The sequence below is a fragment of the Pseudoalteromonas undina genome (genome assembly GCF_000238275.3).
In the GTDB taxonomy this organism is placed as follows: Bacteria; Pseudomonadota; Gammaproteobacteria; order Enterobacterales; family Alteromonadaceae; genus Pseudoalteromonas; species Pseudoalteromonas undina.
The window spans coordinates 2,393,890-2,417,700 of sequence record NZ_AHCF03000003.1 but is presented as its reverse complement, the minus strand read 5'-3'; the positions used below and the strand labels follow the sequence as shown (position 1 = coordinate 2,417,700).

Below are 23,811 nucleotides of genomic sequence, written 5' to 3'. Positions count from 1 at the left end.
GTTAAACGGTAAAAGGTAAGCCAATTACAGGATAAAATGAAGCTTAAATGGCTTAGTTACAAGTTATCAACTAAGTCATTTAAGGCGAGCAAAGGGATTTTATTGTTTTTATACTGCGTTTTATTCTTTAGGAGTTTGAAACAGTGCGCCTACTTCTAAAAGCGGGGAGGCGTCTAGCTTATCTGCATCCATCATTGCGGCAATACGCTGCATTGATGAAAGGAGTAAACTCTGTTCCCATTCAGCAAGAGCTGAAAATTTTTCGATAAAATGCTCTTGTAATGGCTGTGGTGCTTTTTCGAGTAGTTCTTTACCTTGTTCGGTAAGGTATAAGCTGACTCGGCGCTTATCCATTTGACTACGAACACGTGTTACTAAGTTTTTACTTTCGATTCGGTCAAGAATATTAGTAACCGTTGCTGGGCTTAAGTTAACGTTTTGCGCAATACGGCTGGCGGTAATACCATCAGTTTGAGACACTTCCTGCATGATAAGCAGTTGTGGCCCTGTTAAACCCGCTGTTTTATTAAGTTGCTTTGAATGTAAGTCAATCGCACGGATCACCTTACGTAAAGAAACTAGTAATTCGTCATATTTTTGCATTTGCTTGTCTCATGGAAGGCGAATCATTTGCCGTAATCATGAAATGTTACACATCAAATAAATTGAATTCAAATGATATATGTTATTTCAGCCCGCTGTTATTAGTTTTTATTGGTTTTTATTAATTTGAGCAGTAATTAAAATAGTATTTATTATCTTTAATTTATTAAACGTTCATAACATTCTGTTTGCTAAGGTTGCGCACCTTACGTAGGTTAAAAGCGATACGCAAGCCTGGGATGTAAAACTTTAGTCGTAATTTAGCCATTGATGTGGCATAAAAATATAGTAACTAACTCAATTTAAATAACTATTCTATGTAGCTTATGCTTTAAGCATGCATTATTGTTTGTGTACAAGTAACCTGAACTCAGGTTAAGTATTAAAATAGTCTCAGTGTTAAAGGAAATAAAATGCAATTATCACCCTCAGTATGTATTGAGCGTACACATAGCGGTTTAGAGTTTATTAGTATTAATAGTCGCCAATGTGAGGCGAAAATATTTTTACAAGGTGGGCAAATAACTGAGTTTACACCCAAAGACAAATTGCCATTATTGTGGGTGTCTGGGGATGAAACCTTTAGCGAAGGGAAAAGTATTCGTGGTGGCATTCCTATTTGCTGGCCTTGGTTTGGGCAACATGAAAATTCGGACTTCCCCGCGCATGGCTTTGCCCGTACGCATGTATGGCAAGCCGATGAAGTGCATGAAACCGACAGCGAGGTTACTGTGAGCCTTAAATTACCAATGAAGCAGGTAGATTCTACTTTGTGGCCGCATCAGTCGTCATTACGGGTTGAGTTTATTTTATCAGAGCAATTAGAGGTGCGTTTAACCACCTGTAACTTAGGCAATGTACCATTTAGTTATACACAAGCACTGCATACTTACTTTCCAACAGAAGATATTAATAATACCCGTGTGACAGGCCTGCAGGGGGCACAATATATAGAGTTTGGTCAAGGGCCTCATCAGCAACATGATGTGGTCGACTTTTCCCGTGAAACCGATATGGTTTATACCCAAGCCGCAGCAGTTCAAACAATTGATACTCCCCAAGGGGTGATCAGTGTTAGCAGAGAAAACTCGCAGTCATGCGTACTATGGAATCCATGGATTGAAAAATCAAAGCGGCTATCAAATTTTGCCGATGATGATTATAAAAGCATGTTATGCCTAGAAGCTGCGAATGTGCTTGAAGATGCGGTTACGCTTGAGCCAAAACAAAGTCATACCTTAGTGACAACAATAAAGTGGCTTGGCTAAGTCCAATGGAGCAAAGTGTGTTTACTAATCAACAAATAACCGATCTACCGCAACATAAAAGCATAGTGTTTGAGCCGCTTGCCGATAAAGCGTTATTGCATGCACAATTGAATTGGTTGTTATTTTTCATTCCTTTTTGCTTAGTGCTAGCGGTTGTTTGTTATTTTAATACAGATTTTGCTGCCATGGCACAAGGTTACTTATTGGTTGCTGTTCCGCTATTAATTTTACTTTGTATGCTATACAGCGTGTTCAGTATTAAATTACAAGGCAGTGCATTGCGTACCCACGATATAGCATTTAAAAAGGGTATTATTTGGCAGCAGGTAACTATTTTACCGTTAGCACGAGTGCAGCATATTGAAATACATCGTGGGCCAATAGAGCGAAAACTGGGTTTAGCCAGTTTAAGGCTTTACAGCGCAGGGGGGATGAGTGCTGATTTACAAATTAGCGGTCTGACCCACGAAAAGTGCAAAAATATCCGTCAGTTTGTACAAAGCTATCGCCACGATGAAACCACGAGTGAGGTTGCTGCCAGTGAGTGTTGATGCTACGCAAATGACGCCACCTTCACTTAATTGGCAAAAAGTCTCGCCCTGGGCATTGGCTTATTTTGTGATGCATTTTAGTGTTCGCTTTGTCAAAGACGGCTTATTTAATTTACTGCCTGTGTTAGTGGTATTTGTTACCCAGGTAGAAAATAAACTATTTTGGGGGCAAGTTGCGCTTGCGATTGCTTTGACTTCATTGCTTGCTTATTGTTTTTTGTATTACCGTAGTTTTCGTTTTTGTATTACTGACGAGCATGAAATTTTACTAAATAAAGGCGTATTTAAAAAAGAGCGACTCACCTTAAAGTTTTCTCGAGTGCAAAATGTAAACATAGCTGAGCCCTTTTATTTTACTCCAGTAGGTTTAGTTAATTGCATTTTTGATGCTGCCGGCAGTGTTGCCCAAGAAGCGGTATTGCCGGGAGTAACCAGCGGTTATGCCCAGCAAATGCGCAAACAAGTATTTGACTACAAAGCACAGCAGCAACCATCAGCAGAAGTAGCTGACACAGCGCAGTCTCATATTGAAGAGCAGGACGAAAATAGTTTATTCATTTCAAATAAAGAAATAGCTAAGTTTGGTTTAATGTCGAACATGGCCATTTTAGCGCTTGCCGCTATTGCCCCTTTTATGAATGTGGCAATCGATTTTTTAGAGCAGCAGTTTATAACAAAAATAGAGGGTTTTTATCAGCAAGAGCTGGGTATGATGGCTAATGCAGCGGTATTTGCAGTAATTACTTTGATTTTTATATTGGTATTTATAGCGGTGTTTTTATCGGTAACTATGTCGCTCATTCGGTTTTATAATTATCAGCTTTATTTTAAAAATAAAAAATTTAAACGTATTGCAGGGCTGTTAGAACGCCATCAACTATCAATTAGTTTAGATAAAGTACAATCGATTGTTATTAAGCAAAACTTAGTTGCTAGGCTATTGAAACGTTTTACTGTTGAGTGTTTGCAAGCCAGCAGTGGTGGCGCTGCAAGTATGGCGAAAAAGAATAAACAAACCTTAGTGTTACCAGTGCTCACGCAGGGGCAAGTTGATAATGTGTGTCAGTGGATTTACCCATGGTTTAACAGTAAAAAGCTGGCATTCAAGGCGGTAGAAAGGGCGTTGTTATATAAGAACATGCTGTTTTATGCCTTGCTACCGAGTGTTGCTTCTGGGTTTTTAATTAGCTTTATGCAACTTAATGTATTAATTCCGTTAGCGTTATTTTTGGTATTAGCTACGTTAGTATTTTTGTCTTATAAACGTTATGGGTATTATCTTCATCAACAAGATGGGCGTTTTTATATGGTGGTACGCAAAGGTATGATTGGCGTACATTACCGGGTATTTGAGCTGTACAAAGCACAGAGCGCTCGCAGTGTGAGTACCTTTTTTATGCGTCGCTCTGGCTTAAGAAGCCTGTATATACAACTTGCTGCAGGTGGCGCGTATGTTCCGTATTTAAAACAGCAAGATGCTGACTTTATTATTGATTTTACGCTTATGCAGGCTGAGTCAGATCCTCGTAGTTGGATGTAATTTCCTCCATTGTAAATAATTAGCGTTAAGGTTAAATAATAAAGCGGGTGTAAATACACATTTGCACATGCTTTATTACACTTTTTTACTGCCCGTTTTTTCCTTTTAATAATAACCTAGGTGTATTAAGGAATTATTTTAGGGAATTTTATGAAACAGACACTGCTGGCATCCGCTTTATTACTTGCCTCACCAAGCTTCGCTGCTAATTGGCAAACCATTCATACCGAGCATTTCAATGTACACTTTAGTAGTGAGCATATTGATTTTGCTAAATCGACCGCAGTAGAGCTGGAGATTGTTCGTACTAAAGTGCTTGAGCAACAAAACCGTGCGCTTGATAAAATCGTCGATGTGGTGGTGTTTGATCCTTTAAATGCAGCTAATGGCTTTGCCTTACCAACCTCTAATAATCCTGTTATGGCGCTTTTTACTACGCCACCACAATCGGATACGGTAATCTCAAACTCATCGGGCTGGCAGCAATTACTAGTATTGCATGAGTACATTCACTTAGTGCATTTAGCGCAGCCAACCCGCAGTGAGTGGCAACAAAAAATTAGAGGGGTATGGGATCTTTACGATTTAACCTATGGCGATACACCGCGCTGGGTAGCTGAAGGATACGCCACCTTAATTGAGTCTAAAATGACAGGCCGAGGGCGACTCTTTGATAACTATTCTGAGGCAATACTCAGGGAGTTTGCTCAGCAAGGAGCGCTTCCGACCTATGGGCAACTAAATAGTGATGAAGGCTTTATGGCGGGCTCCATGGCGTATTTAATGGGAAGTCGTTTTTTATACTGGCTAGAGCAAAATTACTCAGAGCAGCTGGTCGATAATGTATGGGTTCGTATGCGGGCGGTTAAGTCTCGAGATTTTGACGACGCATTTTCTGGTGTATTTGGGCAAAGCGCTGCCAAGCTATATCGTCGATTTATTGCTGAGTACACTTACAAAGCAATGCAACAAGAGCAAACCGAGTCACCACTTAATAGCAAGCTTTGGTTAAAGCTTGATTTATACGCTAGCAACCCCGCTCTTTCTGGCGACGGCAGCAAAATTGCCATAGTGGAGCGTGATAAAAAAAGTAATACCAAGCTCATAATTTATAGCACTGAGGACAACACTAAAGCGCAACAGCAATTTACTAAAGCACAAAAGCAATTACTTGAAGATGATGCTAAGGATATTCCTGATACTGCGCCAAGTGTATTTAAGCGCGAACAAAAACAAATATTAAATCAAATAAATCGAGCAGGTATTGCCAATCCGCAGTGGGTAGGCAATAACACGCTTTATTTTAATGCCTACAGTAGTGAGGAGTCGGGGACTTATAACAAAGTGTCTGACATTTTTAGCTATAACATAGATACTGGCAACGTCGAACAACTCACGGAGCTGGCTGGTATTCGTCGTTTTAGTGTTACCCGCGATGGTGAAACACTTTACGGTGAGCAAATAAGAGCTGGGTATTCTGAATTAGTAAAAGTCGATCTTAATACACAAACAATCACGCCACTTTTTATCAAGAGCTTAAAAACGACGTATGATTACCCGACCCTAAGCCCCGATGAAACAAAATTAGCTTATTTATCAACGTCATTAAACGAAAATTGGCAGTTGTATATACAAGATTTGGGCGGTGATACTAGACAGTCAGTCCCAATGCCTAATGGGTATCAATATTTAAGCCAGCCGAGTTTTAGTCAAAATGGGGAGTCTATCTATTTTGTTGCTGGCTTAAATAATAAGACTGATATTTATAATTACCATATAAAAAATAACACCCTCACCCGCTTAACTAACGGGCAAGAAGCGCTCGCATATCCGATTGAAACAGAAGATGGCTCACTACTTTATTTTTCCACTAATGCCGATGGCCCTGATGTAAAAACGCTAATAACAAAAAATCGCGCAGCCGTGACGGATCTCGCTGTAAACAGTGAAGCTCCATTGTTGATGGTAAATAAGCACACTCTGCCACCGGCAAAAATATATACCGATGAGATAGCAGAGCAAAGCGATTACGCAGTACTTGATCAGCAAGCGACGTTTGCCTTGGGATCACAGTATTATTCAGCGTCAACCAGTTTGCTAAGTGTAGGTATAAAAAGTAGCGACCTATTAAAACAACTTGATTTACAAGCGGGTTATAACATTGATTTGCATAACGGTGGATTACATGGAGGATTTGTACAAGCAAAATACAATGCGTTAAATACAAAGTTTAAGGTTGCGCTATTTGATTATAATTTGGATACATCACGTCAATATCAACCTAGCTTAAACGCTGATATTGATGCCCGAGGTGGTTTTGCTGCAATAAGCCACCCATTGAAGTTTGGCCAGCTTCAGTTAACCCCAGAGCTTGCTTATAACTATACAGATTATAAAAATAGCCATAAAAATTGGACACGATTGAGTATTAGTCAGCAATGGCAACACGACCGCCAAGCATTTGCCATAGGGCAGAGTATTTATGCCAGTATTTATGATGGGCGGAATCACAGTCGCCATTGGCAAGGTTATGACTTGGCAACAAAAGTATTTGGCAAAGCATTTAATATTCCCATGTTTGTGAGCTTTGAACAAAAACAGCGAGACGATAGTGATTTAGCTTTAGGTGGGTTTAGCTCTAACCTGATTAATCAGCAACAAAGTAGCGAGTTTGTGCTTGCTGCTGAACTGCCATATTACAGTGCAACTGCAGAGCGTTACCAAGGTTATGGTGGTGGCATCAGCTTTAAAGAAGGCATGCCCTGGCTTTACTATAAGCAACATCAATTAGACAACAGCGTTTATGCACAAAGTTATGGCTTAAAATACCAAAGTAACTTTAACTTTGGGATGGGTCCTGCGGGCGTTAATGACTTAACTTTTGATATGGGACTGTCGCGTGTTGAAGGCGACAGCTTTGAAGATGAAATGCGCGCATGGTTAAGCTTTTACTATTCATTATAAAAGCCTATTTAGCTAAGTTACTACCTAAAGCTAGTAACTTAGCTGAGTACTAATATTATAAAACGTTAGCGCTTTTTCGCTGCAGGACACGATTTCTTTGTGAATGCTTTTTACGTTTACGGCGGGTAAGCCACAAATAAAAACCCGTACCAGCGAGCCAAACAGGGCTAAGGCCAACAATACACCATAGTATTTTACTGATAAGCCCAGCAAAATAACCAAAGTGTAGTTTTCTAAAACTGTCTATTACTTGCCAACCAGCACCAGCCTCTCGAATATCCCAGTTAGCCATGTGTTCACCTGTTTGCTTATTGTAAGTTATGGTATTGGCGTATTCACTGGTAAGTGGATTACTGGTATTTACTTCGCCATAAAGAGTAATATTTTCATCGGGCTCTCGTGGAAAAACTAAAAAAGTTGTATTAAAAGTGGGTATTTGCAGCTTGCTATCATTAAGAATCCGCTCAAAAGAGATGTCGTCACTATATAATTTATTTGTAATAGTGTAGTGCTCTTCTTCTGCGTGTTCTATTACTTCGTGATACCACACTGCACCATTAAAATAACCACCGGTAATCGCTAAAACGATAAGGATAGGTGAGCCTAATACTCCAGTCATTTTATGAATGTCGCTAAGTACTATTTGTAAAGTTGCGCGCCAGCGTACGCTAAATAGTCGCTGCCAAAATTTACGGTAAATAATTAAGCCTGTAATGCCCAGAGTTAATAAAAATAAAGCAAAAAAGAACCCTAATACGGTACCTGTTTGCCCAGGTAAGCTTTTTAAGTCGTTAAGTAAAAAGGTGTAATGGAGTTCTAGAAACCAGTCGGTAAAATAATGAGTTGTGCTTACTGGTTCTGATAAAACCTCTCCGGTGTATTGGTCTAAATGCAACTTATACCAATCGTCAGTGCCACGCTTAACCAAATAAAGCCGGTCGGCGGTGGTGTTATTAAAAAGCTCCCAGCTTCCTACTACATACTCAGGAAAGGCTGCTTCGGCTTTATCTATTAATGAGTCCATAGGTAAGCGAGCAGCTTGCTGCTGTACCACAAAGTGTTTGTCAGGCATCAGTAAGCCATCAATTTCACTTTTAAACACTAAAACACTGCCGGTAATGCTAATAACAATTAACGGAATAATGGCAATTAGCGCCAACCAACTATGAACTTTAAACAGTGTTTTTCTCATTACTTAAGCTTGCATGTTAATTTTTAGATATGCGCATGATAACAGTTATCATTTGTGTTGCAATTATAAAGTGGTGAGACTGTGAAGTTATAGCAACGGTTTTTGTATACTCAAGTTGCCACAGGAGGAAACTAAAGTAGGTGTGAAGCTTGTATAAAACCTAGCCAGCTCTACAATGCGCGCACAAAAATAAAGCCTTTAAAAACAAATGTTTAAAAAATGTTTTATTTCTTCCTTTTTATTAACAACAATGTAACGAGCGAGGTTTGCTTTGGCGTATTATTTGCCTATTTTATCAGTGTTTATTTTGGTTTTTAGTTTTTTACCGTTACTTAATAAAATTATTAAAAACCGCAGTGTATCGGGTGTATCACTGCTAATGATGACATTTGGTTTAGCGCAAAGTGTGTACTTTATTAGCTACAATCTTTATTTTGCTCGTTTTTATATTGCCTTGCCGTTTTTTGCGACAGGTTTATTAAGTGGTTTAATTTTATACTTTTTTGCACGTTATAATGCCGCTAAACGTCAGAAGCTGCAGTTACTTGGCATGCTTAGCTTTTCGTTATTACCTTTTTTGTTGCTGTTAAACCCTAACCTAGATACTGCCACTGTGCTAAATGGCTTAACTTATGTGGGCTTAATTATGAGTTCAGTACGGGTTATGCCACAAACCTATAAAACACTGCGAACAGGGAATATTAGTAACCTTAGTGCGCGCTATTTTAGTTTGCAATTTATAGCAGGTATCTGTGGCTTGTTTGCAGAGCTAGCCATGCCAGTGCAAAGTACTTCGCATATATTAATGTTTATTATGATATTGCTAACTAATGCGCTGCAATTTGCGTGTATGCAGTATTATCGCGTACGTCCTGTGTTGGCATAAAATTATAGTGACCGTTAATTTCATTTGTGGCACTTTGAGTGACCAATAAATAAAAAGTGCCCACTATGAAATTAACTATCCATCAAATCGATGCGTTCAGCAGTGAACTGTTTAAAGGTAATTATGCTGCCGTGATCCCACTAGAGTCTTGGCTTAGTGATGATCTTATGCTGAATATCGCTTCGGAAAACAACGTGTCTGAAACCGCTTTTACTTGTCAGTCGGCAGATGGAAGCTTTGCGATACGTTGGTTTTCGCCATTAATGGAGATTGATTTTTGCGGCCATGCTACTTTAGCGGCGGCCTATGTGCTTTGTGAGCAACATAGTATATCGCAGGTGCGCTTTAGCGCAGAGGCGGTGGGCAAACTGATTGTTAATAAAAATAACGATGGCAGCTTTGCTATGACCTTTCCTAAACAAGCCCCTGAAGAGGTTCAGCTTATCCCTGATGCATTATTAGCTGGCCTGTCTATACAACCTGTTAAAGTGCTGAAAAACCGCCAAGCTTATTTTGCTATTTATGGTAATGAGCAGCAGGTTGTAGATCTGAAAACAACCAATGAACAACTAAAAAAATTAGCCCCATTAGATGTGGTTGCAACAGCACCGAGTGTTGAGTATGACTTTATTTCTCGTTATTTTTGGCCTGCCAGTGGTGGTGATGAAGATTTTGTGACCGGCTCAATTCATACCGGGCTTGCCCCTTATTGGGCAGAACAATTTGGCAAAAACTCTTTAAGTGCTTATCAGGCCTCACAACGAGGCGGGAAGATTTACTGTGAAGTGGGTGATACAACAGTAACATTGACGGGTCATGCCGTAAGGTACCTAAAAGGTACTATTTACCTTTGAATTAGTGTAAAAAAGGCCACGTAAAACGTGGCCTTGGTTTACTCAGTGTTATTTACGCTTCTAGCGCTTTGCTAATTAAGCGATCGATATACTTTTTATGTGCTTTGGTTGCGGTGTCTGCACCCCATGCAACATCTTGATCGGCTATTTGAGTTAGCTGATATAGCGCAGCTGTTTTTGCTAAGTTATCGTATTTACTTGCTTTTTTTAAGCCTGCAATTGCAATAAGCTGATTTACGTATTCAATCTGTAAATTATGACTGATCGAATTAGCATTTTTACTATCAACAAAAATACTTGCAGTTAAATCCCCCATAAATTGCGTAAGGCTGTATTCATTACCATATAAAGCGGTATCTGAAATACGCAGTAACACAGCAGGATGCAGTAGTTGCGCTAATACACCTTTTTGCATGCCTAAAATCATTTTATGCGGTTTAGGGTCTTCGTTTTTACCGTAATGATTAAACCCACGACGCTGTTGCTGCATAAAGTTATACAAAGGCTGCATACTTTGCAGTACATTTGGAGCAAACACATACTCAGCTAAAATAGCCATTGCTTGAGTTTGACGCTCAAGTGGCACCGGTGTAAAAGGCTTTGCTGCATTTTCATCGCCCACTACGGCACGCTCTACATAAACCCCTCCAATTTGACGAGATACCACACCTGCCTGCGCACGGTATTGGCCAAATAGGCTGTTAGCAGAAGTAACAAGCTGTTGGTAAGACTCGCCTTTTACTGTAGCTTTGTCTTTAAGTTCAGAAAATAGTGTATTGATCAGTGCCATTCTATCTGCACCATAAGCTGCAGGGTTAGACGATAAATCGCCAATCATCACGCGAGGGTCTATATGGCGACCTGGTGCACGCATATCGTCGGCATCGTTACCAAAGGCCAGTGCATGTTCGCTTGAGCGAGCGAGTATTTTATCAAGACGAGCTTGTTCTGCTGCTTCATCTTTAAGAGCTGCGCTGTAGCCGTAGTTTATTGCCCAATCATCGTATGGACCGGGTTTAGTTTGGAAGATATCGCCTTGAGTTACACCCGTTGGCGCTATATTTGCTGGCGCATAGTCCATTACTGAGCCGGTCACTATACCTTGAGTTTTACTTTTGTCGTGAACTTCTTTCTCATCCCACAAAATAGAAGATTTCATGTTGTGATTAAGACCTAAAGTATGCCCTACTTCATGTAAAACCAACTGAGTTAAACCTTGGCGTAACATTTCAGTATCTTCAATATTAGCACCATTTGCTAAGCCTTTTGCAAGTATTAGGTTTTGTTGTAACTCATGACCTAAAGAACAATTAAGCTCAGTGTTGCTTCCTGGTTGTGTATGGCTCATAGTGCCTTGAGTATAAAGCGTATCGTATATCCAGCGGTTTTTCATAAATACAAACTCAAGCATAATGTCTGAGCCTAAAATTTCACCGGTTAGCGGGTTAGCTAATGCTGGTCCATATCCACCAAAAGGTGGCTTAGGCGATGAAGTCCAACGCAGTACATTATAGTTAATATCGCCGGCATCCCAATCGGCATCATCAGGTTGTACTTTTACTTCTATTGCATTTTTAAAGCCTGCCTTTTCAAATGAGCTATTCCAAGCAAGTACGGCGTCACGAACTGTATCTCGCCACTCAACAGGCGTAGTATTTTCTATCCACCAGGTAATCGGCTTTACTGGCTCTGAAAGTGCTGCGTTTGGATCTTTCTTTTGTAGGTCCCAGCGCTTTATTACATCTTGGTATGGTGCCCAGTCAGTTGATGTCATTTTATCAAACTGATTAGTGAAATAACCAATGCGCGCATCATCAAAACGAGGTTGGTAGCTATTATCAGGTAAAGCTACAAATGAGTGCTGAACTTTTACTGACACGCTTCGTGGATCGCTTATCGCACCTGAGCCTCGAACGGTTGGGCTACTATTAGTAAATACATAGTCAACCACCACATCTAGATTGTTAGGGTAAGGACGCTGTTTGATAATACGTGATTTTTTATCATCTAATTTACCTACTTTAAAACGCTTTTTAGCATTTTTATCGTTCGGATTAGGCGTTGGTGATACTTTATGCAGTGCTTCACTTAAAAATAGCTTGTTAACATTAAAGGCTATTTTACCTTCTTCTTGCTTTTCTATTTTTATACTTGCAAGTACCGCTTCGCTAATGTTTGCCTCGCTGGCTTTAGCTAGCGCGCTATTTTCGTTAAATAAGTAACGCGGGGTTTTACTAACAATATCGATACGATCAAAGTACTTTCTAAATTCAATTAACTTTGTTTCACGGTACGCGCCACGAAAATGACCCGCATCAGTCGCACCATCAATGGTGTGTGCAAAATAAACAAAAGGGGTATCGAGCTGTGACTCGTTAATTACCATTAGGTGGTCACCGGTTTTTTCATCTTGGTAAAGATTAAAAATGCCAGCAAATTCGGTTTGGCCTTTAATCATTTCACTTAATGTTTGTGGCTTTTTTTCTTCTTTTTTTTCTGCAGCAACAGTATAGCTACTGCCAAGCGCTATACTAAGCGCCAAGGTAAGTGTGGTTAATTTCATAATTTGTCTTTTGTCGTTGTTAATGTAATTTTACTGTACGGTTTGTCATGCTATTTCGTACAGTATCGTTCCTAAATACTACCTCAAAGTGATTAGCTTTATGATTTATAATGGTAAAAATTTGTAACAATACATTTATAAGCGACTCAGTGAGGGTTTTTATTGATTTATACTTCACTGCATAAGACCTAACCTATACTTTTTTGTAACAGTTGCTTACAAATGTCACGTTAATGTTTCATTAAGCTTTGGTATCATGGTGTTAATAGTAATTTGGGAGTAATAAACAGATGCAAGGTAATGTACTTAGGTGGATTTTTCCGTTCGTAGCATTAACATTAGGTGTGGTTGGTTTTGCTGCAATTAATGCGATTGCAAAAGAGTCAGATAAAAAAGAAGTCATAGACACTCGTCCAACGGTGCAGGTTGAAGCTGTTTCCGCTAACAATCATCAAGTTATCATTAATAGTTATGGTGAAGTGCAGCCGCTAGAAAATACCCAGCTTTCAGCGCAAGTATCCGGTGAGGTAGTTAGCTGGCATCCAAGCTTTGTGGCCGGTGGGGTCGTGGGTCGTGGCGAAATCTTATTTACAATTGAAAAAGATAACTACGAAGCAGCAGTACTGCAAGCCGAGGCTGAACTTGCCCGCGCGCAAGCGATGTTAATTGAAGAGCAAGCGCAAGCTAAAGTAGCAGAAGACGAAGCAAAACGTTTCCCAAATAAAGCGCGTACAGATTTATTTTTACGTAAACCACAAGTGTTGAGTGCGCAGGCATCGGTTAAATCGGCCCAAGCTGCATTGAAAAGGGCACAACGCGATTTAGATAATTGTGAAGTGAGCGCACCATACGATGCACTAGTGGTGAGTCGTAATGTAGGTGTTGGTCAGTTTGTCACTATGGGCGCTCAAGTTGCCGAGCTGAATAATATTGAAACCGCTGAAGTGATTATTCCGATCGCTGGCTTTGACAGTGTGTTTTTACCTGAGCGTGTTAAAGGGGTAACTGCAACGGTTATTAAAACAGGATTAAATGGGTTTACTCGCCAAGCAGTAATAGATCGCGATTTAGGGATTGTTGATAACGCGACTCGCATGAGCAGTTTAGTAGTAAGAATTGAAGATCCTTATGGTCTTACTAATCAGCAGCCTGCAATTAAATTTGGCACTTATGTACAAGTAAACTTTGCTGGCACTATGCTCAATAACATTTATCGTTTACCGCAAGAGTTAGTAAATAACCAAACCGTGTGGGTAGTTAATGATGAGCAACAGTTAGAGCCGCGTAAGGTGAAAGTAATTCGTGAAGAAGGTGAATACTTCTATATCAGTGATGGCTTAGAAGCCAACGACAAGCTTGTTACTACCTTGCCGGAATATCCACAAAAAGGAATGGCAGTAAAAATAGCCGGTTTAACAGAGACTAAAAGTACAGATGCAGCAGAAAACGCATCCACTGAAAAACTTTAAGGTAGGGTGAGTTATGAATAACACAGAACAGCCCAATACAACCAAACAAACAGGGTTAATTGCTTATTTTGCTAATAACTCTGTTGCTGCCAATTTGATGATGTTTTTTATCATTGTCATGGGGCTTATAAGCTACTTTACCATTCAGCGACAAATGTTCCCCAATATAGAAGTTAACTATATTACGGTGAATGCAAACTACCCTGGGGCGTCGCCACAGGAAATTGAAGAAAGCATCTTAATAAAAATTGAAGAGTCGTTAAAAGATATAACTGAGATAAAAAAAGGGGTGTATCGCGCTTTTCGTAATGGTGGTTCTGCCAGCCTTGAAATTAATACTGACGCAGAGCTCACCGACGTTCTCGATAAGGTCAAGCTGCGAGTAGATGGTATTGCAACTTTTCCAGCGGGAATGGAGCCGGTTACCATTAGCCAAATAGAGTTTCGCCAAGATGTAATTGGTATGACGCTCGTTGCCGACCTACCGCTAAATGAACTTAAGCCAATCGCAAATCAGGTTGAAGATGAATTATTGCAGTTATCGAATGTATCTTTAGTGGTAAATGATGTGCCACTGGATGAAATTGCCATAGAAATAGAGCCCGACACACTTCGCCAATATAATTTAACCTTATCGGATGTAGCGAACGCGGTACGTCGTTATTCGGCTAATTTTTCGGCGGGACAATTAAAAACTGATGCTGGTGTTATTTCGGTTCGAGTAGAAAATCAGTTTTATTCTGGTGAAGAATTTAGGCAAATTCCGGTAAAAATTGGTGCGAACGGTGCCAAAGTGTTGCTACAAGATATTGCTACCATCAAAGATCAGTTTGTTGAAGGTGAGCGTTACTTTAAATTTAATGGCGAAAACGCGGTTTATTTGTCGGTAAAAGCCACCGAAGATCAAAACATTATTCCGGTGGCCGATTCAGTTAAAGCGTATATTGATAAAAAAAATAAAGAACTGCCATTGGGTGTTCGTATAGAGCCACTAATGGACTTTACTTATTACCTAAATGCACGCTTAGATATGATGAAAGCTAATTTGCTGCAAGGTGCAATTTTAGTTGCTCTTATGCTTTCGTTATTTTTACGTTTTAAGCTGGCACTGTGGGTAATGATTGGTTTACCAGTGTGCTTTTTAGGTGCGATGATGCTGATGCCATTATTTGGTATCACGATTAATATTGTGTCTTTATTTGCCTTTATTATGGTGCTGGGGATTGTGGTGGACGATGCCATTGTCATAGGTGAAAGTGCCTACACCGAAATAGAAAAAAAAGGCGGTGGTGTTGTTAATGTGGTTAATGGCGCCAAACGAGTGGCAACCCCTGCTACCTTTGGTGTACTAACAACCATTGCTGTGTTTGCGCCATTTACGCTTTCAAGCGGCCCTGAAAGTTCCTTTTTTATAGGTATTTCAGTGGTGGTAATTTTATGTTTAATATTTAGCTTGATTGAATCTAAGCTGATATTACCGGCACACATTGCGCATACTCACTTTTCTCCTATTAACCCTGACGGTTGGCGAGCGCGCTTTAATAAGCGCTTTTTTGGTTTTGTAAATGGGCCGTATAGGCAGTTTATTGTTACTTGTATAAAGTGGCGTTGGACGGTGCTATTTAGTTTTGTTGCGCTATTAATTTTCACCTTTGCGTTAATATCGTCTAATCAGGTGAGAATGATCCCATCACCTAAAGTGCCGCATGACTTCCCGCAAATTAATCTTGAGATGAACGATAACGTATCAGACATCCAAACGATTAATGCTATTCGCCAAATCGAAGCCATGGTGCTTGAAATAGATAAGCAAACAGCGCGCGAAGAAGGGCAAAAAATGATTCGCGATGTATTGGTATTTAATCAAGGTCGTACAGAAGCGCAACTACTGGCGCCATTGGTTGATGAAGATTTACGCCCTTATAATGCCTTTGAGCTTTCGCGCCGCTGGCGTGAAGCTATGCCAAATATTGCAGGTGTTAAATCGCTAACTATTCAGGATGATGTTGGCGGTGGAGGCGGCGGTAGTGGCGGTGAGTTCGGCTATTTACTGTATGGCTCTGACATTGATACATTGAATGAAGCCGGGCGTCGCTTTATTGGATTATTGCAGCAACAAGAAGGCTTATTCGACATAAGCTCTACCATTGACCCTGCTAGCAAAGAAGTACAAATGAGCTTAAAACCAGTCGCTTTTGACTTAGGGTTAGATTTGGCCTCAATTGCAAATCAAGTAGGTGCGAGTTTTTATGGTGGCGAGGCGCAACGTGTTATTCGCCGCGGTGAAGAAGTGCGGGTGATGGTACGTTACCCTAAACTTACCCGTGAAGCGTTTTCATCGCTTAAACACGCGGTTATCACCACGCCACAAGGTAGGGAAGTGCTGCTGGGAGATGTGGTTGAGCTAACTGAAACCCCTGGTATTAGTTATATTCGTCGTGAAGGCGGTTATCGTACTGTTTATGTGTATGGCAACATAGACGAAGAAGTAATTGAGCCAGGCGAAGTGGTTAAGCAAGTAAAAGAAAATCTACTACCACAATTGTTGGACGAATATCCGAGCGTTAAGTCAGAACTAGGTGGCGCAATTGAAGAGCAGCAGGCACAAGCAGATGAGCAGTTACTGTTTTTTGCTGGTGGTATGATTTTAGTTTACATATTACTTGCCGTGCCGCTAAAAAGTTACTCTCAGCCATTAATTGTAATGTCGGTTATTCCATTTAGTTTAACGGGCGCAATATGGGGGCATTTTTGGTTTGGCTTAGATATTAGCTTAATGTCGGGCTTTGGTTTAATTGCCGCGGCTGGGGTAGTTATTAATGACTCATTAGTAATGACTGATTTTATTAATCAGGCGCGTCGCGCGGGTATTAGTATAAAAGATGCGGTTATTGAGGCAGGCTGTGCACGCTTTAGGCCGATACTACTTACCTCAATTACTACCTTTGCCGGCGTATTACCGATTATGTTTGAAACCAGTCTACAAGCTAAGTTTGTAATACCTATGGCGGTAGCACTTGGTTTTGCGGTTATGTTTGCAACACTGATCACCCTTATTTTGGTACCGTGTTTGTATATTATTTTAACCGATATAGGCGCTCTAATTAAACGCCCGTTCGCAAGTAAAAAGGTGAGTGTAAGTTAACATCACACATATCATGCAGTTAAATCAAAAAGCCAACCGTTAAAGCGGTTGGCTTTTTTTATTTTTATGATTCTATACTTAAGTATTGTTTTTAAACTTCAGTTACATTCTTTTGTTTGATTGTTGTGACGTTGCTGATTACAATGGTTGATGTTGGTTAACGTATATTAGCCTACGAGCTAGTTTGCCTGTTGTAAGCCATATGATATGGGCGAGACGTTTGACTCTTTAAGGTGTTGCAGTGTTTATACATTCATCATTAACGTGTGGAGAATGGTTAACTATTGGTTGTCTTGGGCTGGATCAGTATAGCCAGCTATTTGTTGGTGATACGGTTAGTGTGAGCTTTTACGATGAGCATGGCGAATTAACTCAGCTAGCGTTTGATTATGAAATACTTTCCCCTGAACAGGGGGAACCCCATGCTTGGAGTTTACTGGTAGTTGAGCATATTAATATGCATATTCCACTGGTGTGCGCTGGCAGAATGACAGAGCAAGGATTGGTTGTTGCGTATCGACATAACAAAATATTTGCACTTGAAAGCAGTGGTATTTGTAGCGCGGTGGTCCATTTTAATCGCGCTGAAAAAAATAAAAAATTAATTGCTGTAAATAGCCTTGGATACGACGCAATTTATCCTCAAAATGGCGATATGTATAGTGCGGGCACCAAAGTATTACAGCCAAAAACTGGGCATATATACCAGTGTAAGGCATGGCCATTTAGCGAATTTTGCCGTGTAGATGAGCATAACACTATGTTTGAGCCTGGCGTTGGCGAGAGCTGGACTATGGCTTGGCAGCAAGTACAGTAAATCAACTTCCCTTAGGTATAACGACAACAATAAAATTCACGTAGTTTTTAGTTATCGAATTTATACCGCTTTAGCCCACTCAACTATGAGTGGGCTTTTTTATTTTTATGATAAACTGGCCGCCATTGTTATTTTTTAAGCGGTTTTTTTGTGTCTTCTTCTGATTATTCTTTAAGCTTATTGCCTAATTTTCCTATTGCTAAAAAGCAACCTTATGCGCTTACAACTCACGCAAAAACACGCAGTGATGATTATTATTGGATGCGCGATGATGAACGAAAAAGTGTCGAAATACTCGCGCATTTAGCACAAGAAAACGCTTATTGTGATGAGCAATTAGCCCCTATTAAGCCATTACAAAGTGCATTATTTGAAGAGCTTAAAGGCCGTATTGTAAAAGATGATAACACTGTACCGGTAAAAGACGGCCAGTATTGGTATCACTCAGAGGTTCGCGGAGATGATGAATATGCACGCCATTATCGCAGTAGCAGTATGGCAATGGCTAATAAAGTGTTGCTACTTGATGTGAATGAACTTGCTAACGGCTATGAGTTTTATGAGCTAGGGGAAGTGGCGCTGAGCCCCAGTGAGCAATTAATGGCATACTCTGAGGATACCGACGGCAGACGTATTTACACTGTTCGCTTTAAAGATTTAAACAACGATAAAATGCTCGACAATGTACTTGAAAATACCGAGGGGCAGGTTGTTTGGGCGAACGACAATCAAACCGTATTTTATGTAAAAAAGGATTTAAAAACCTTATTGGGTTATCAAGTTTTTAGACATGAGCTAGGGACCGAGCAAGACCAAGATGTGTTGGTATATGAAGAGCAAGACAGTAGCTTTTTTATGGGGTTGGGTAAAAGTCGTGATGAAAGCTTAATTATTATCGATTTAGCAAGCACAGAAACTAACGACATGTGGATACTTGATGCCAATCAACCCCATGGCGAATTTACTGCTTTAATGCCGCGTGAAGAGGGCCATGAATTTGATATCGATAAGCTTGGTGATACTTTTTATATAGTGACTAACTGGCAGGCTAAAAACTTTAGATTAATGACCGCGACAAGCAATACCATTGCTGATAAAAACCAGTGGCAAACACATACCCCTCATCGTGAAACTGTATTATTAGAAGGCGTTGAACTATTTAACGACTTTTTAGTGCTTAGCGAGCGCGAACAAGGCCAAGCACGCTTTGTTGTGGTTAATCAAAACGCCGAGCGAATGAACCTTGAGTTTGATGATCCTTGTTACTACGCCGCTATTGCGATGAACCCAGAGCCAAATGTAGCTCATGCACGCATTTACTATTCGAGCTTAACGACTCCCGGCTCGCTTTATAATGTTGATTTAACCACCGGTGAAAAAACCTTACTTAAACAACAAAAAGTACTTGGTGATTTTAACGTAGGAGACTATCAGTCAGAGCGACTCATGGTCAGCGCTCGTGATGGGATAAAAGTACCGGTGTCGTTGGTTTATCGTAAAGATAGTTTTAAACAAGATGGTTCAAATCCGTTATTTCAATATGGCTATGGCGCGTATGGGATCACCATAGATCCAAGCTTTTCAAGTACATCACTGAGTTTACTCGACCGTGGTTTTGTTTATGCAATTGCGCATGTGCGTGGTAGTGAAATGCTAGGGCGTTCATGGTACGAACATGGTAAAAAACAGCATAAACAAAATAGCTTTAATGACTTTATAGATGTAACCAAAGCGCTCACTGAGCAAGGGTACGGCAACAAAAGTAAAGTGTTTGCCTCTGGTGGCAGTGCTGGGGGGTTATTAATGGGAGCTGTGGTAAATCAAGCGCCTGAACTTTACTGTGGAGTGGGCTGCCATGTGCCATTTTTAGATGTGCTCACCACCATGTTAGATGAAAGCATTCCGCTTACAACAAATGAGTATGATGAATGGGGTAACCCAAACGACCCCCATTTTTACGAGATTATTGAAGCGTATTCACCGTACGACAATATTAGTGCGCAACACTACCCCAATATATTGGTGACAACCGGCTTGCATGACTCACAAGTACAGTATTGGGAACCAATGAAATGGGTGGCTAAAATGCGTGAATATAAAACCGATGATAATATTTTAGTGTTTAAAACCGACATGGATGCAGGGCATGGTGGGGCATCGGGTCGCTTTAAGAGCTTAGAAGAAAAAGCGCTAGAAATGGCCTTTTTTATCGCTTTGTCATAGCCAGTATATGATTATCACAAAAAAGCCTCAGTAATAACTGAGGCTTTCTATTTTTTAAAATAACTTAATCTAGGTAGGCTTTTAACATCCACACTAGTTTTTCTTGCTCTTTAATGTAGTCACTCATTAATGACGCGGTACCTTCATCATCAGCTTCAGCGGCTTGTGCAAGAATATCGCGCTGCATTTTAATTAAGCTGCTGTATCCGGCAAGTAAGTTCTCTACTGCGGTTACGCCATCGCTGATCCCTTTTGCTTCTTTAATTTCACTTACTTCTAAGTAATCTGAAAACGCATGTAGCGGTGCACCATCAAGCGTTAAAATACGTTCTGCGATTTCATCTACTTTTAATAGTAGTAAGTTATAAATTTCTTCAAACTTTAAATGTAATTCAAAAAAGTTTCGGCCTTTAATATTCCAGTGAAAACCGCGCGCATTCATATATTGAATTTGATAGCTGCTTAAAAGCGTATTCAGTGACTTAATAATATCTTCACTTTTTGTACTGTTTAAACCAATTGCATTTACTTGCGACATACCTTGCTCCTTAAATAACCGTTTTTATGAATTTTCACATATTGCTCAGTAAAATAAGTATTGCTCATAATCGTCTATGAATAAAATCGTTTATACATATTGATGCCATAGCTAAAAGCTATCAGCGTATCTGTGGTTTTATAAATGAATTAACTAACGCTGTTCAATAGATATGGGTTGTGTTTATAAAAATACTACCTTGAGCAGCGAAATTGTTTATTTTGTGAGTACAAAATATGATCTAAAACAAGCTTTTGAAAGGCTCAGCACAGACTTATTTTATTTATTGATTTAGGTCAAAAAACGCGCACAAGTAAAGCGCATAATCAATATAACCCAACTTGATAGAGAGTACTTTATTAAGTTAAGGGGCTACTTGATTAGATGCGGAGAGAAATAATGGAAGCTAAAACACGTAAAGAGAATAAAGCTGAACTCATCGTTATTGGTATTGCTTTGGTCGCGTTTGTTGTTGGATTAGTTGCGCACTTAGCGGGTGCGAGTTTTGCAAACTCTGATACCTTTGGTTATATCGCTGCACCCATGCCGCTGGTGTTAGGTATTATATTTTTGATCAGCTATAAAGTGGCCGCTGCAGCTGAGGACTAAATGTCCTCGTTCAAGCGCTCAAGAATATAATTAACGACTTGGCGAGAGTAAATCATACTGGTATGGCTTAAATGAAACACCTTGTGTTCAGCCATACCTTTGAGTTTGGTTTCATCTAGTAATACGGTGCCATCAGAGCGGCTGCCTTTTACAATGAGTGGCATTAAGCCAATCGGTAAGTCGCCGGCAATGCTATATAGCTTGGCTTTAAAAGGCCAATCACCATTTTTTGAGAGTAAAAATTCAACACTATTTTTTAATAATAGCTCAAACCCTTTTTGTTGCATTTTCTCAGCAATATGACTGCCAGTATGTGGCGTCCCTAAGGTGATCACCTTTTCAACATGATGACTTGGCGCTGAGTTTGCTTCTAAATAGGCGCGGGCAACTAAGCCTCCCATAGAGTGGCAGACTAAAGCAGAAGGCTCATTGCTAATAAACTCATCTATTTGCGTAAAAATAGCATCTCGATTAGGGTCTCGAGTATTGTAGGTTAAGTTTAAAACTTTAACCCCCGACTCTTCTAGACGCGAACATAACGGGCGCATAACCAAGCCAGACATATACAAGCCATGTAAAACAATAACGCGTTTAACTTTCATACGCCCCCAAATACCAATTTTATTAAAAACATGATCATTCTAGCGTATTAAATAATCCGCTACCTGCGTTAAAAATTATTTATATAGAGCAACTATATGTCATCATTTTCGCCTTGTTATCGACTTATTTCTTTGTCGCTATAATGGATAACTAATTTAATGCAATTGGTATAACCTATTCTAATTACATTAATTGCTGAGGTTTTATCTCAATGTTAGTGGTGTCGGTATTAACCCAAACTTCACCATCTTGAATGGTAATAGCCAATTTAATATTACGATCAACCAACGCAGCTAATAACTGAGTAGCAGCATAATCAAGGCTAAAAATGCTTAAGTTTTTAAACTCGTACAATTTAGGCTGATGCTTTTGCCACCAAATAGCTTGGTTATTCTCGCCATAGGTATATAAAACTACTTTTTTAGCTTTATTACAGGCTTTTTTAAGGCGCTTTTCATCTGGTAACCCCAGCTCAATCCACAGCTCTATTTCTTCGCTGTAATTAATATGCCAAAGCTCCGGCTCATCATCAGCACATAAACCTTTAGTAAACTCTAATCCATCACAGCTATTAAGTGCAAACGCTAGTAAGCGGATCATCAAGCGCTGCTCAGTTTCTGAAGGGTGTTGTGCCAAGGTTAAATTAAAGTCTTGGTATACGTGACGGTCCATATCGCTAAGCGATAGTTGCGCTTTAATAATGGTAGATTTGAGAGCCATAATATCTAATCTGAAAAAATTTGCGCCAGTATAGCGCAATTAAATGAATTGCCAGTTAAAATAGCTACAAATTATATGTTAGGAGTTAAAAATGGCTATCCAGTGGTTCCCTGGGCACATGAATAAAGCCCGAAATGAAATTAAAGAAATAATGCCACAAATGGATGTGATCATTGAAGTGCTAGATGCGCGCATTCCTTACAGTAGCGAAAACCCGATGGTGGCTACCCTGCGTGAAGGTAAGCCGGTCATCAAAATTCTCAATAAAGCCGATTTAGCTGATCCTAAAATGACGCAAACCTGGAAAGACTATTTTGAGCAAGAAAATGGCGTAAAAGCCATTGCATTTGGTAACGATAAAGCGGCTGAAGTGCATCGAATTAATGAGCTATGTAAAAAGTTAGTGCCACATAAAGTCGGTGCCGATAAGCAAATTAAAGCCATGATCATGGGTATTCCAAACGTAGGTAAATCTACGCTTATTAATGTGCTTGCTGGGCGTATAGTGGCTAAAACAGGTAACGAGCCTGCAGTAACTAAGGCGCAGCAACGTATTAAGCTTGATGATGGCATTATGCTTTACGATACGCCAGGGATGCTGTGGCCAAAAGTAGAAAACGAAAACTCAGGTTATCGTTTAGGCGCAACCGGTGCGATACGTGATACCGCTATTGAGTACGAAGAAGTAGCAAGTTACACCGCTGAGTATTTATTGCATGCTTATCCTGAGCTTTTAAAAGCACGTTATAAGTTAGATGAGCTACCAGAAAGTGATTGGGAGTTTGTTGAAATGGCGGGTAAAAAACGCGGCTGTATTCGCGGTGGTAACCAAATCGATACGTATAAAATGTCAGAAATTCTAATTAATGAATTACGAGATGGTATTATTGGCCGCATCACCATGGAAACACCTACCATGCGTGAAGAGGAAGAAATAATGGTGGCTGGATTGCGCGCTGCTGCAGAGGCTAAAAAGCAAGCCAAAGAAGAAGAGAAAAAACAACGCCGAGCACGTGCACGAAAAAACCGCCGTTAATTTTTAAAGCGTAGGTTAAAGCCTTACGCATTAAATTACAGACATAAAAAAAGCCCGTAAGGGCTTTTTTAGTTTCATATCTACCGTCACCGATATGAGCAATGTAGCAAGTAAATGAGTAGGGCGGAAACAGGTCATAAACAGCAAGGGGCGTTGTGGTTTATAACAGGTTTCCATAGCTGTTAGCGTGCGCCACACGTCTGTTTCAGGGTCGAGAAACAAATGAATTT

General features: G+C 40.0%; 18 protein-coding genes. 12 read left to right on the top strand and 6 right to left on the bottom strand.

Translation table 11 applies throughout. The features are described from left to right. Positions 1 to 120 precede the first annotated feature (120 nt). Positions 121 to 603 carry a MarR family winged helix-turn-helix transcriptional regulator gene (locus PUND_RS14795; RefSeq protein WP_008112832.1) on the bottom strand — a complete coding sequence of 161 codons (483 nt, stop codon included), beginning with the start codon at positions 601 to 603 and terminating at the stop codon, positions 121 to 123. Between the two features lie 413 nt (positions 604 to 1,016). Here PUND_RS14795 and PUND_RS14790 point away from each other — a divergent pair, with 413 nt between their 5' ends. The 4 genes from PUND_RS14790 (at position 1,017) to PUND_RS14775 (ending at position 6,926) form a co-directional block, all read left to right on the top strand. Beyond that, positions 1,017 to 1,871 carry a D-hexose-6-phosphate mutarotase gene (locus tag PUND_RS14790; RefSeq protein WP_010392220.1) on the top strand — a complete coding sequence of 285 codons (855 nt, stop codon included), beginning with the start codon at positions 1,017 to 1,019 and terminating at the stop codon, positions 1,869 to 1,871. A gap of 5 nt (positions 1,872 to 1,876) precedes the next feature. Then, complete coding sequence (locus PUND_RS14785; RefSeq protein ID WP_008112838.1) at positions 1,877 to 2,422, top strand: PH domain-containing protein; 546 nt, start codon at positions 1,877 to 1,879, stop codon at positions 2,420 to 2,422. A 10-nt stretch (positions 2,423 to 2,432) separates the two neighbouring features. Beyond that, on the top strand, positions 2,433 to 3,962 hold the full coding sequence (locus PUND_RS14780; protein ID WP_420826514.1) for a PH domain-containing protein: 1,530 nt from the start codon (positions 2,433 to 2,435) through the stop codon (positions 3,960 to 3,962). Positions 3,963 to 4,112: 150 nt separating this feature from the next. Then, the gene (locus tag PUND_RS14775) at positions 4,113 to 6,926 is read left to right on the top strand and encodes a TolB family protein (RefSeq protein ID WP_010392224.1); all 2,814 of its coding nucleotides are present in this window, start codon (positions 4,113 to 4,115) and stop codon (positions 6,924 to 6,926) included. A gap of 55 nt (positions 6,927 to 6,981) precedes the next feature. Here the strand turns inward: PUND_RS14775 and PUND_RS14770 are convergent, their stop codons facing one another. Then, entirely contained in the window at positions 6,982 to 8,118 is a 1,137-nt protein-coding gene (locus PUND_RS14770; RefSeq protein ID WP_010392226.1) for a PepSY-associated TM helix domain-containing protein, read from the bottom strand. A gap of 271 nt (positions 8,119 to 8,389) precedes the next feature. Here PUND_RS14770 and PUND_RS14765 point away from each other — a divergent pair, with 271 nt between their 5' ends. Then, entirely contained in the window at positions 8,390 to 9,004 is a 615-nt protein-coding gene (locus tag PUND_RS14765; protein WP_010392228.1) for a PQ-loop domain-containing transporter, read from the top strand. A gap of 65 nt (positions 9,005 to 9,069) precedes the next feature. Beyond that, positions 9,070 to 9,858: a PhzF family phenazine biosynthesis protein gene (locus PUND_RS14760; RefSeq protein ID WP_010392230.1), complete on the top strand. Its 789-nt coding sequence runs from the start codon at positions 9,070 to 9,072 to the stop codon at positions 9,856 to 9,858. Between the two features lie 52 nt (positions 9,859 to 9,910). On the opposite strand, the gene PUND_RS14755 is transcribed toward PUND_RS14760, so the two are convergent. Continuing rightward, the gene (locus PUND_RS14755) at positions 9,911 to 12,421 is read right to left on the bottom strand and encodes a zinc-dependent metalloprotease (RefSeq protein ID WP_010392232.1); all 2,511 of its coding nucleotides are present in this window, start codon (positions 12,419 to 12,421) and stop codon (positions 9,911 to 9,913) included. 290 nt (positions 12,422 to 12,711) lie between these two features. Here PUND_RS14755 and PUND_RS14750 point away from each other — a divergent pair, with 290 nt between their 5' ends. The 4 genes from PUND_RS14750 (at position 12,712) to PUND_RS14735 (ending at position 20,075) form a co-directional block, all read left to right on the top strand. After that, on the top strand, positions 12,712 to 13,890 hold the full coding sequence (locus PUND_RS14750; RefSeq protein WP_010392234.1) for an efflux RND transporter periplasmic adaptor subunit: 1,179 nt from the start codon (positions 12,712 to 12,714) through the stop codon (positions 13,888 to 13,890). A gap of 13 nt (positions 13,891 to 13,903) precedes the next feature. Beyond that, positions 13,904 to 17,035: an efflux RND transporter permease subunit gene (locus tag PUND_RS14745; RefSeq protein ID WP_010392236.1), complete on the top strand. Its 3,132-nt coding sequence runs from the start codon at positions 13,904 to 13,906 to the stop codon at positions 17,033 to 17,035. A 241-nt stretch (positions 17,036 to 17,276) separates the two neighbouring features. After that, on the top strand, positions 17,277 to 17,852 hold the full coding sequence (locus PUND_RS14740; protein WP_010392238.1) for a hypothetical protein: 576 nt from the start codon (positions 17,277 to 17,279) through the stop codon (positions 17,850 to 17,852). Positions 17,853 to 18,002: 150 nt separating this feature from the next. Beyond that, positions 18,003 to 20,075 (top strand): S9 family peptidase, encoded by a 2,073-nt coding sequence (locus PUND_RS14735; protein WP_010392241.1) that lies wholly within the window; start codon positions 18,003 to 18,005, stop codon positions 20,073 to 20,075. 64 nt (positions 20,076 to 20,139) lie between these two features. Here the strand turns inward: PUND_RS14735 and PUND_RS14730 are convergent, their stop codons facing one another. Beyond that, on the bottom strand, positions 20,140 to 20,613 hold the full coding sequence (locus tag PUND_RS14730; RefSeq protein ID WP_008112861.1) for a Dps family protein: 474 nt from the start codon (positions 20,611 to 20,613) through the stop codon (positions 20,140 to 20,142). 399 nt (positions 20,614 to 21,012) lie between these two features. Here PUND_RS14730 and PUND_RS14725 point away from each other — a divergent pair, with 399 nt between their 5' ends. Beyond that, positions 21,013 to 21,222, top strand: coding sequence for a hypothetical protein (locus tag PUND_RS14725; RefSeq protein WP_008112863.1), 210 nt, complete (start codon positions 21,013 to 21,015; stop codon positions 21,220 to 21,222). On the opposite strand, the gene PUND_RS14720 is transcribed toward PUND_RS14725, so the two are convergent. Continuing rightward, on the bottom strand, positions 21,219 to 21,824 hold the full coding sequence (locus PUND_RS14720) for a PGAP1-like alpha/beta domain-containing protein (RefSeq protein WP_010392243.1): 606 nt from the start codon (positions 21,822 to 21,824) through the stop codon (positions 21,219 to 21,221). The two genes, PUND_RS14725 and PUND_RS14720, sit on opposite strands and share 4 nt — an antisense overlap. 184 nt (positions 21,825 to 22,008) lie before the next feature. Next, a complete protein-coding gene (locus PUND_RS14715; RefSeq protein WP_041709750.1) occupies positions 22,009 to 22,545 on the bottom strand; it encodes a YaeQ family protein in 537 nt (178 codons plus the stop codon). Positions 22,546 to 22,636: 91 nt separating this feature from the next. Here PUND_RS14715 and ylqF point away from each other — a divergent pair, with 91 nt between their 5' ends. Next, positions 22,637 to 23,581: a ribosome biogenesis GTPase YlqF gene (ylqF, locus tag PUND_RS14710; RefSeq protein WP_010392245.1), complete on the top strand. Its 945-nt coding sequence runs from the start codon at positions 22,637 to 22,639 to the stop codon at positions 23,579 to 23,581. Positions 23,582 to 23,811 lie beyond the last annotated feature (230 nt).

Excerpts from the sequence above, each read along its gene's own strand:
- PUND_RS14760 (WP_010392230.1), top strand. The coding sequence starts at position 9,070 with ATGAAATTAACTATCCATCAAATCGATGCGTTCAGCAGTGAACTGTTT.
- PUND_RS14720 (WP_010392243.1), bottom strand. The coding sequence starts at position 21,824 with ATGAAAGTTAAACGCGTTATTGTTTTACATGGCTTGTATATGTCTGGC.
- PUND_RS14745 (WP_010392236.1), top strand. The coding sequence starts at position 13,904 with ATGAATAACACAGAACAGCCCAATACAACCAAACAAACAGGGTTAATT.
- PUND_RS14775 (WP_010392224.1), top strand. The coding sequence starts at position 4,113 with ATGAAACAGACACTGCTGGCATCCGCTTTATTACTTGCCTCACCAAGC.
- PUND_RS14750 (WP_010392234.1), top strand. The coding sequence starts at position 12,712 with ATGCAAGGTAATGTACTTAGGTGGATTTTTCCGTTCGTAGCATTAACA.
- PUND_RS14770 (WP_010392226.1), bottom strand. The coding sequence starts at position 8,118 with ATGAGAAAAACACTGTTTAAAGTTCATAGTTGGTTGGCGCTAATTGCC.
- PUND_RS14795 (WP_008112832.1), bottom strand. The coding sequence starts at position 603 with ATGCAAAAATATGACGAATTACTAGTTTCTTTACGTAAGGTGATCCGT.
- PUND_RS14730 (WP_008112861.1), bottom strand. The coding sequence starts at position 20,613 with ATGTCGCAAGTAAATGCAATTGGTTTAAACAGTACAAAAAGTGAAGAT.
- PUND_RS14780 (WP_420826514.1), top strand. The coding sequence starts at position 2,433 with ATGACGCCACCTTCACTTAATTGGCAAAAAGTCTCGCCCTGGGCATTG.
- PUND_RS14725 (WP_008112863.1), top strand. The coding sequence starts at position 21,013 with ATGGAAGCTAAAACACGTAAAGAGAATAAAGCTGAACTCATCGTTATT.
- PUND_RS14785 (WP_008112838.1), top strand. The coding sequence starts at position 1,877 with ATGGAGCAAAGTGTGTTTACTAATCAACAAATAACCGATCTACCGCAA.
- PUND_RS14715 (WP_041709750.1), bottom strand. The coding sequence starts at position 22,545 with ATGGCTCTCAAATCTACCATTATTAAAGCGCAACTATCGCTTAGCGAT.
- PUND_RS14790 (WP_010392220.1), top strand. The coding sequence starts at position 1,017 with ATGCAATTATCACCCTCAGTATGTATTGAGCGTACACATAGCGGTTTA.
- PUND_RS14755 (WP_010392232.1), bottom strand. The coding sequence starts at position 12,421 with ATGAAATTAACCACACTTACCTTGGCGCTTAGTATAGCGCTTGGCAGT.
- ylqF (WP_010392245.1), top strand. The coding sequence starts at position 22,637 with ATGGCTATCCAGTGGTTCCCTGGGCACATGAATAAAGCCCGAAATGAA.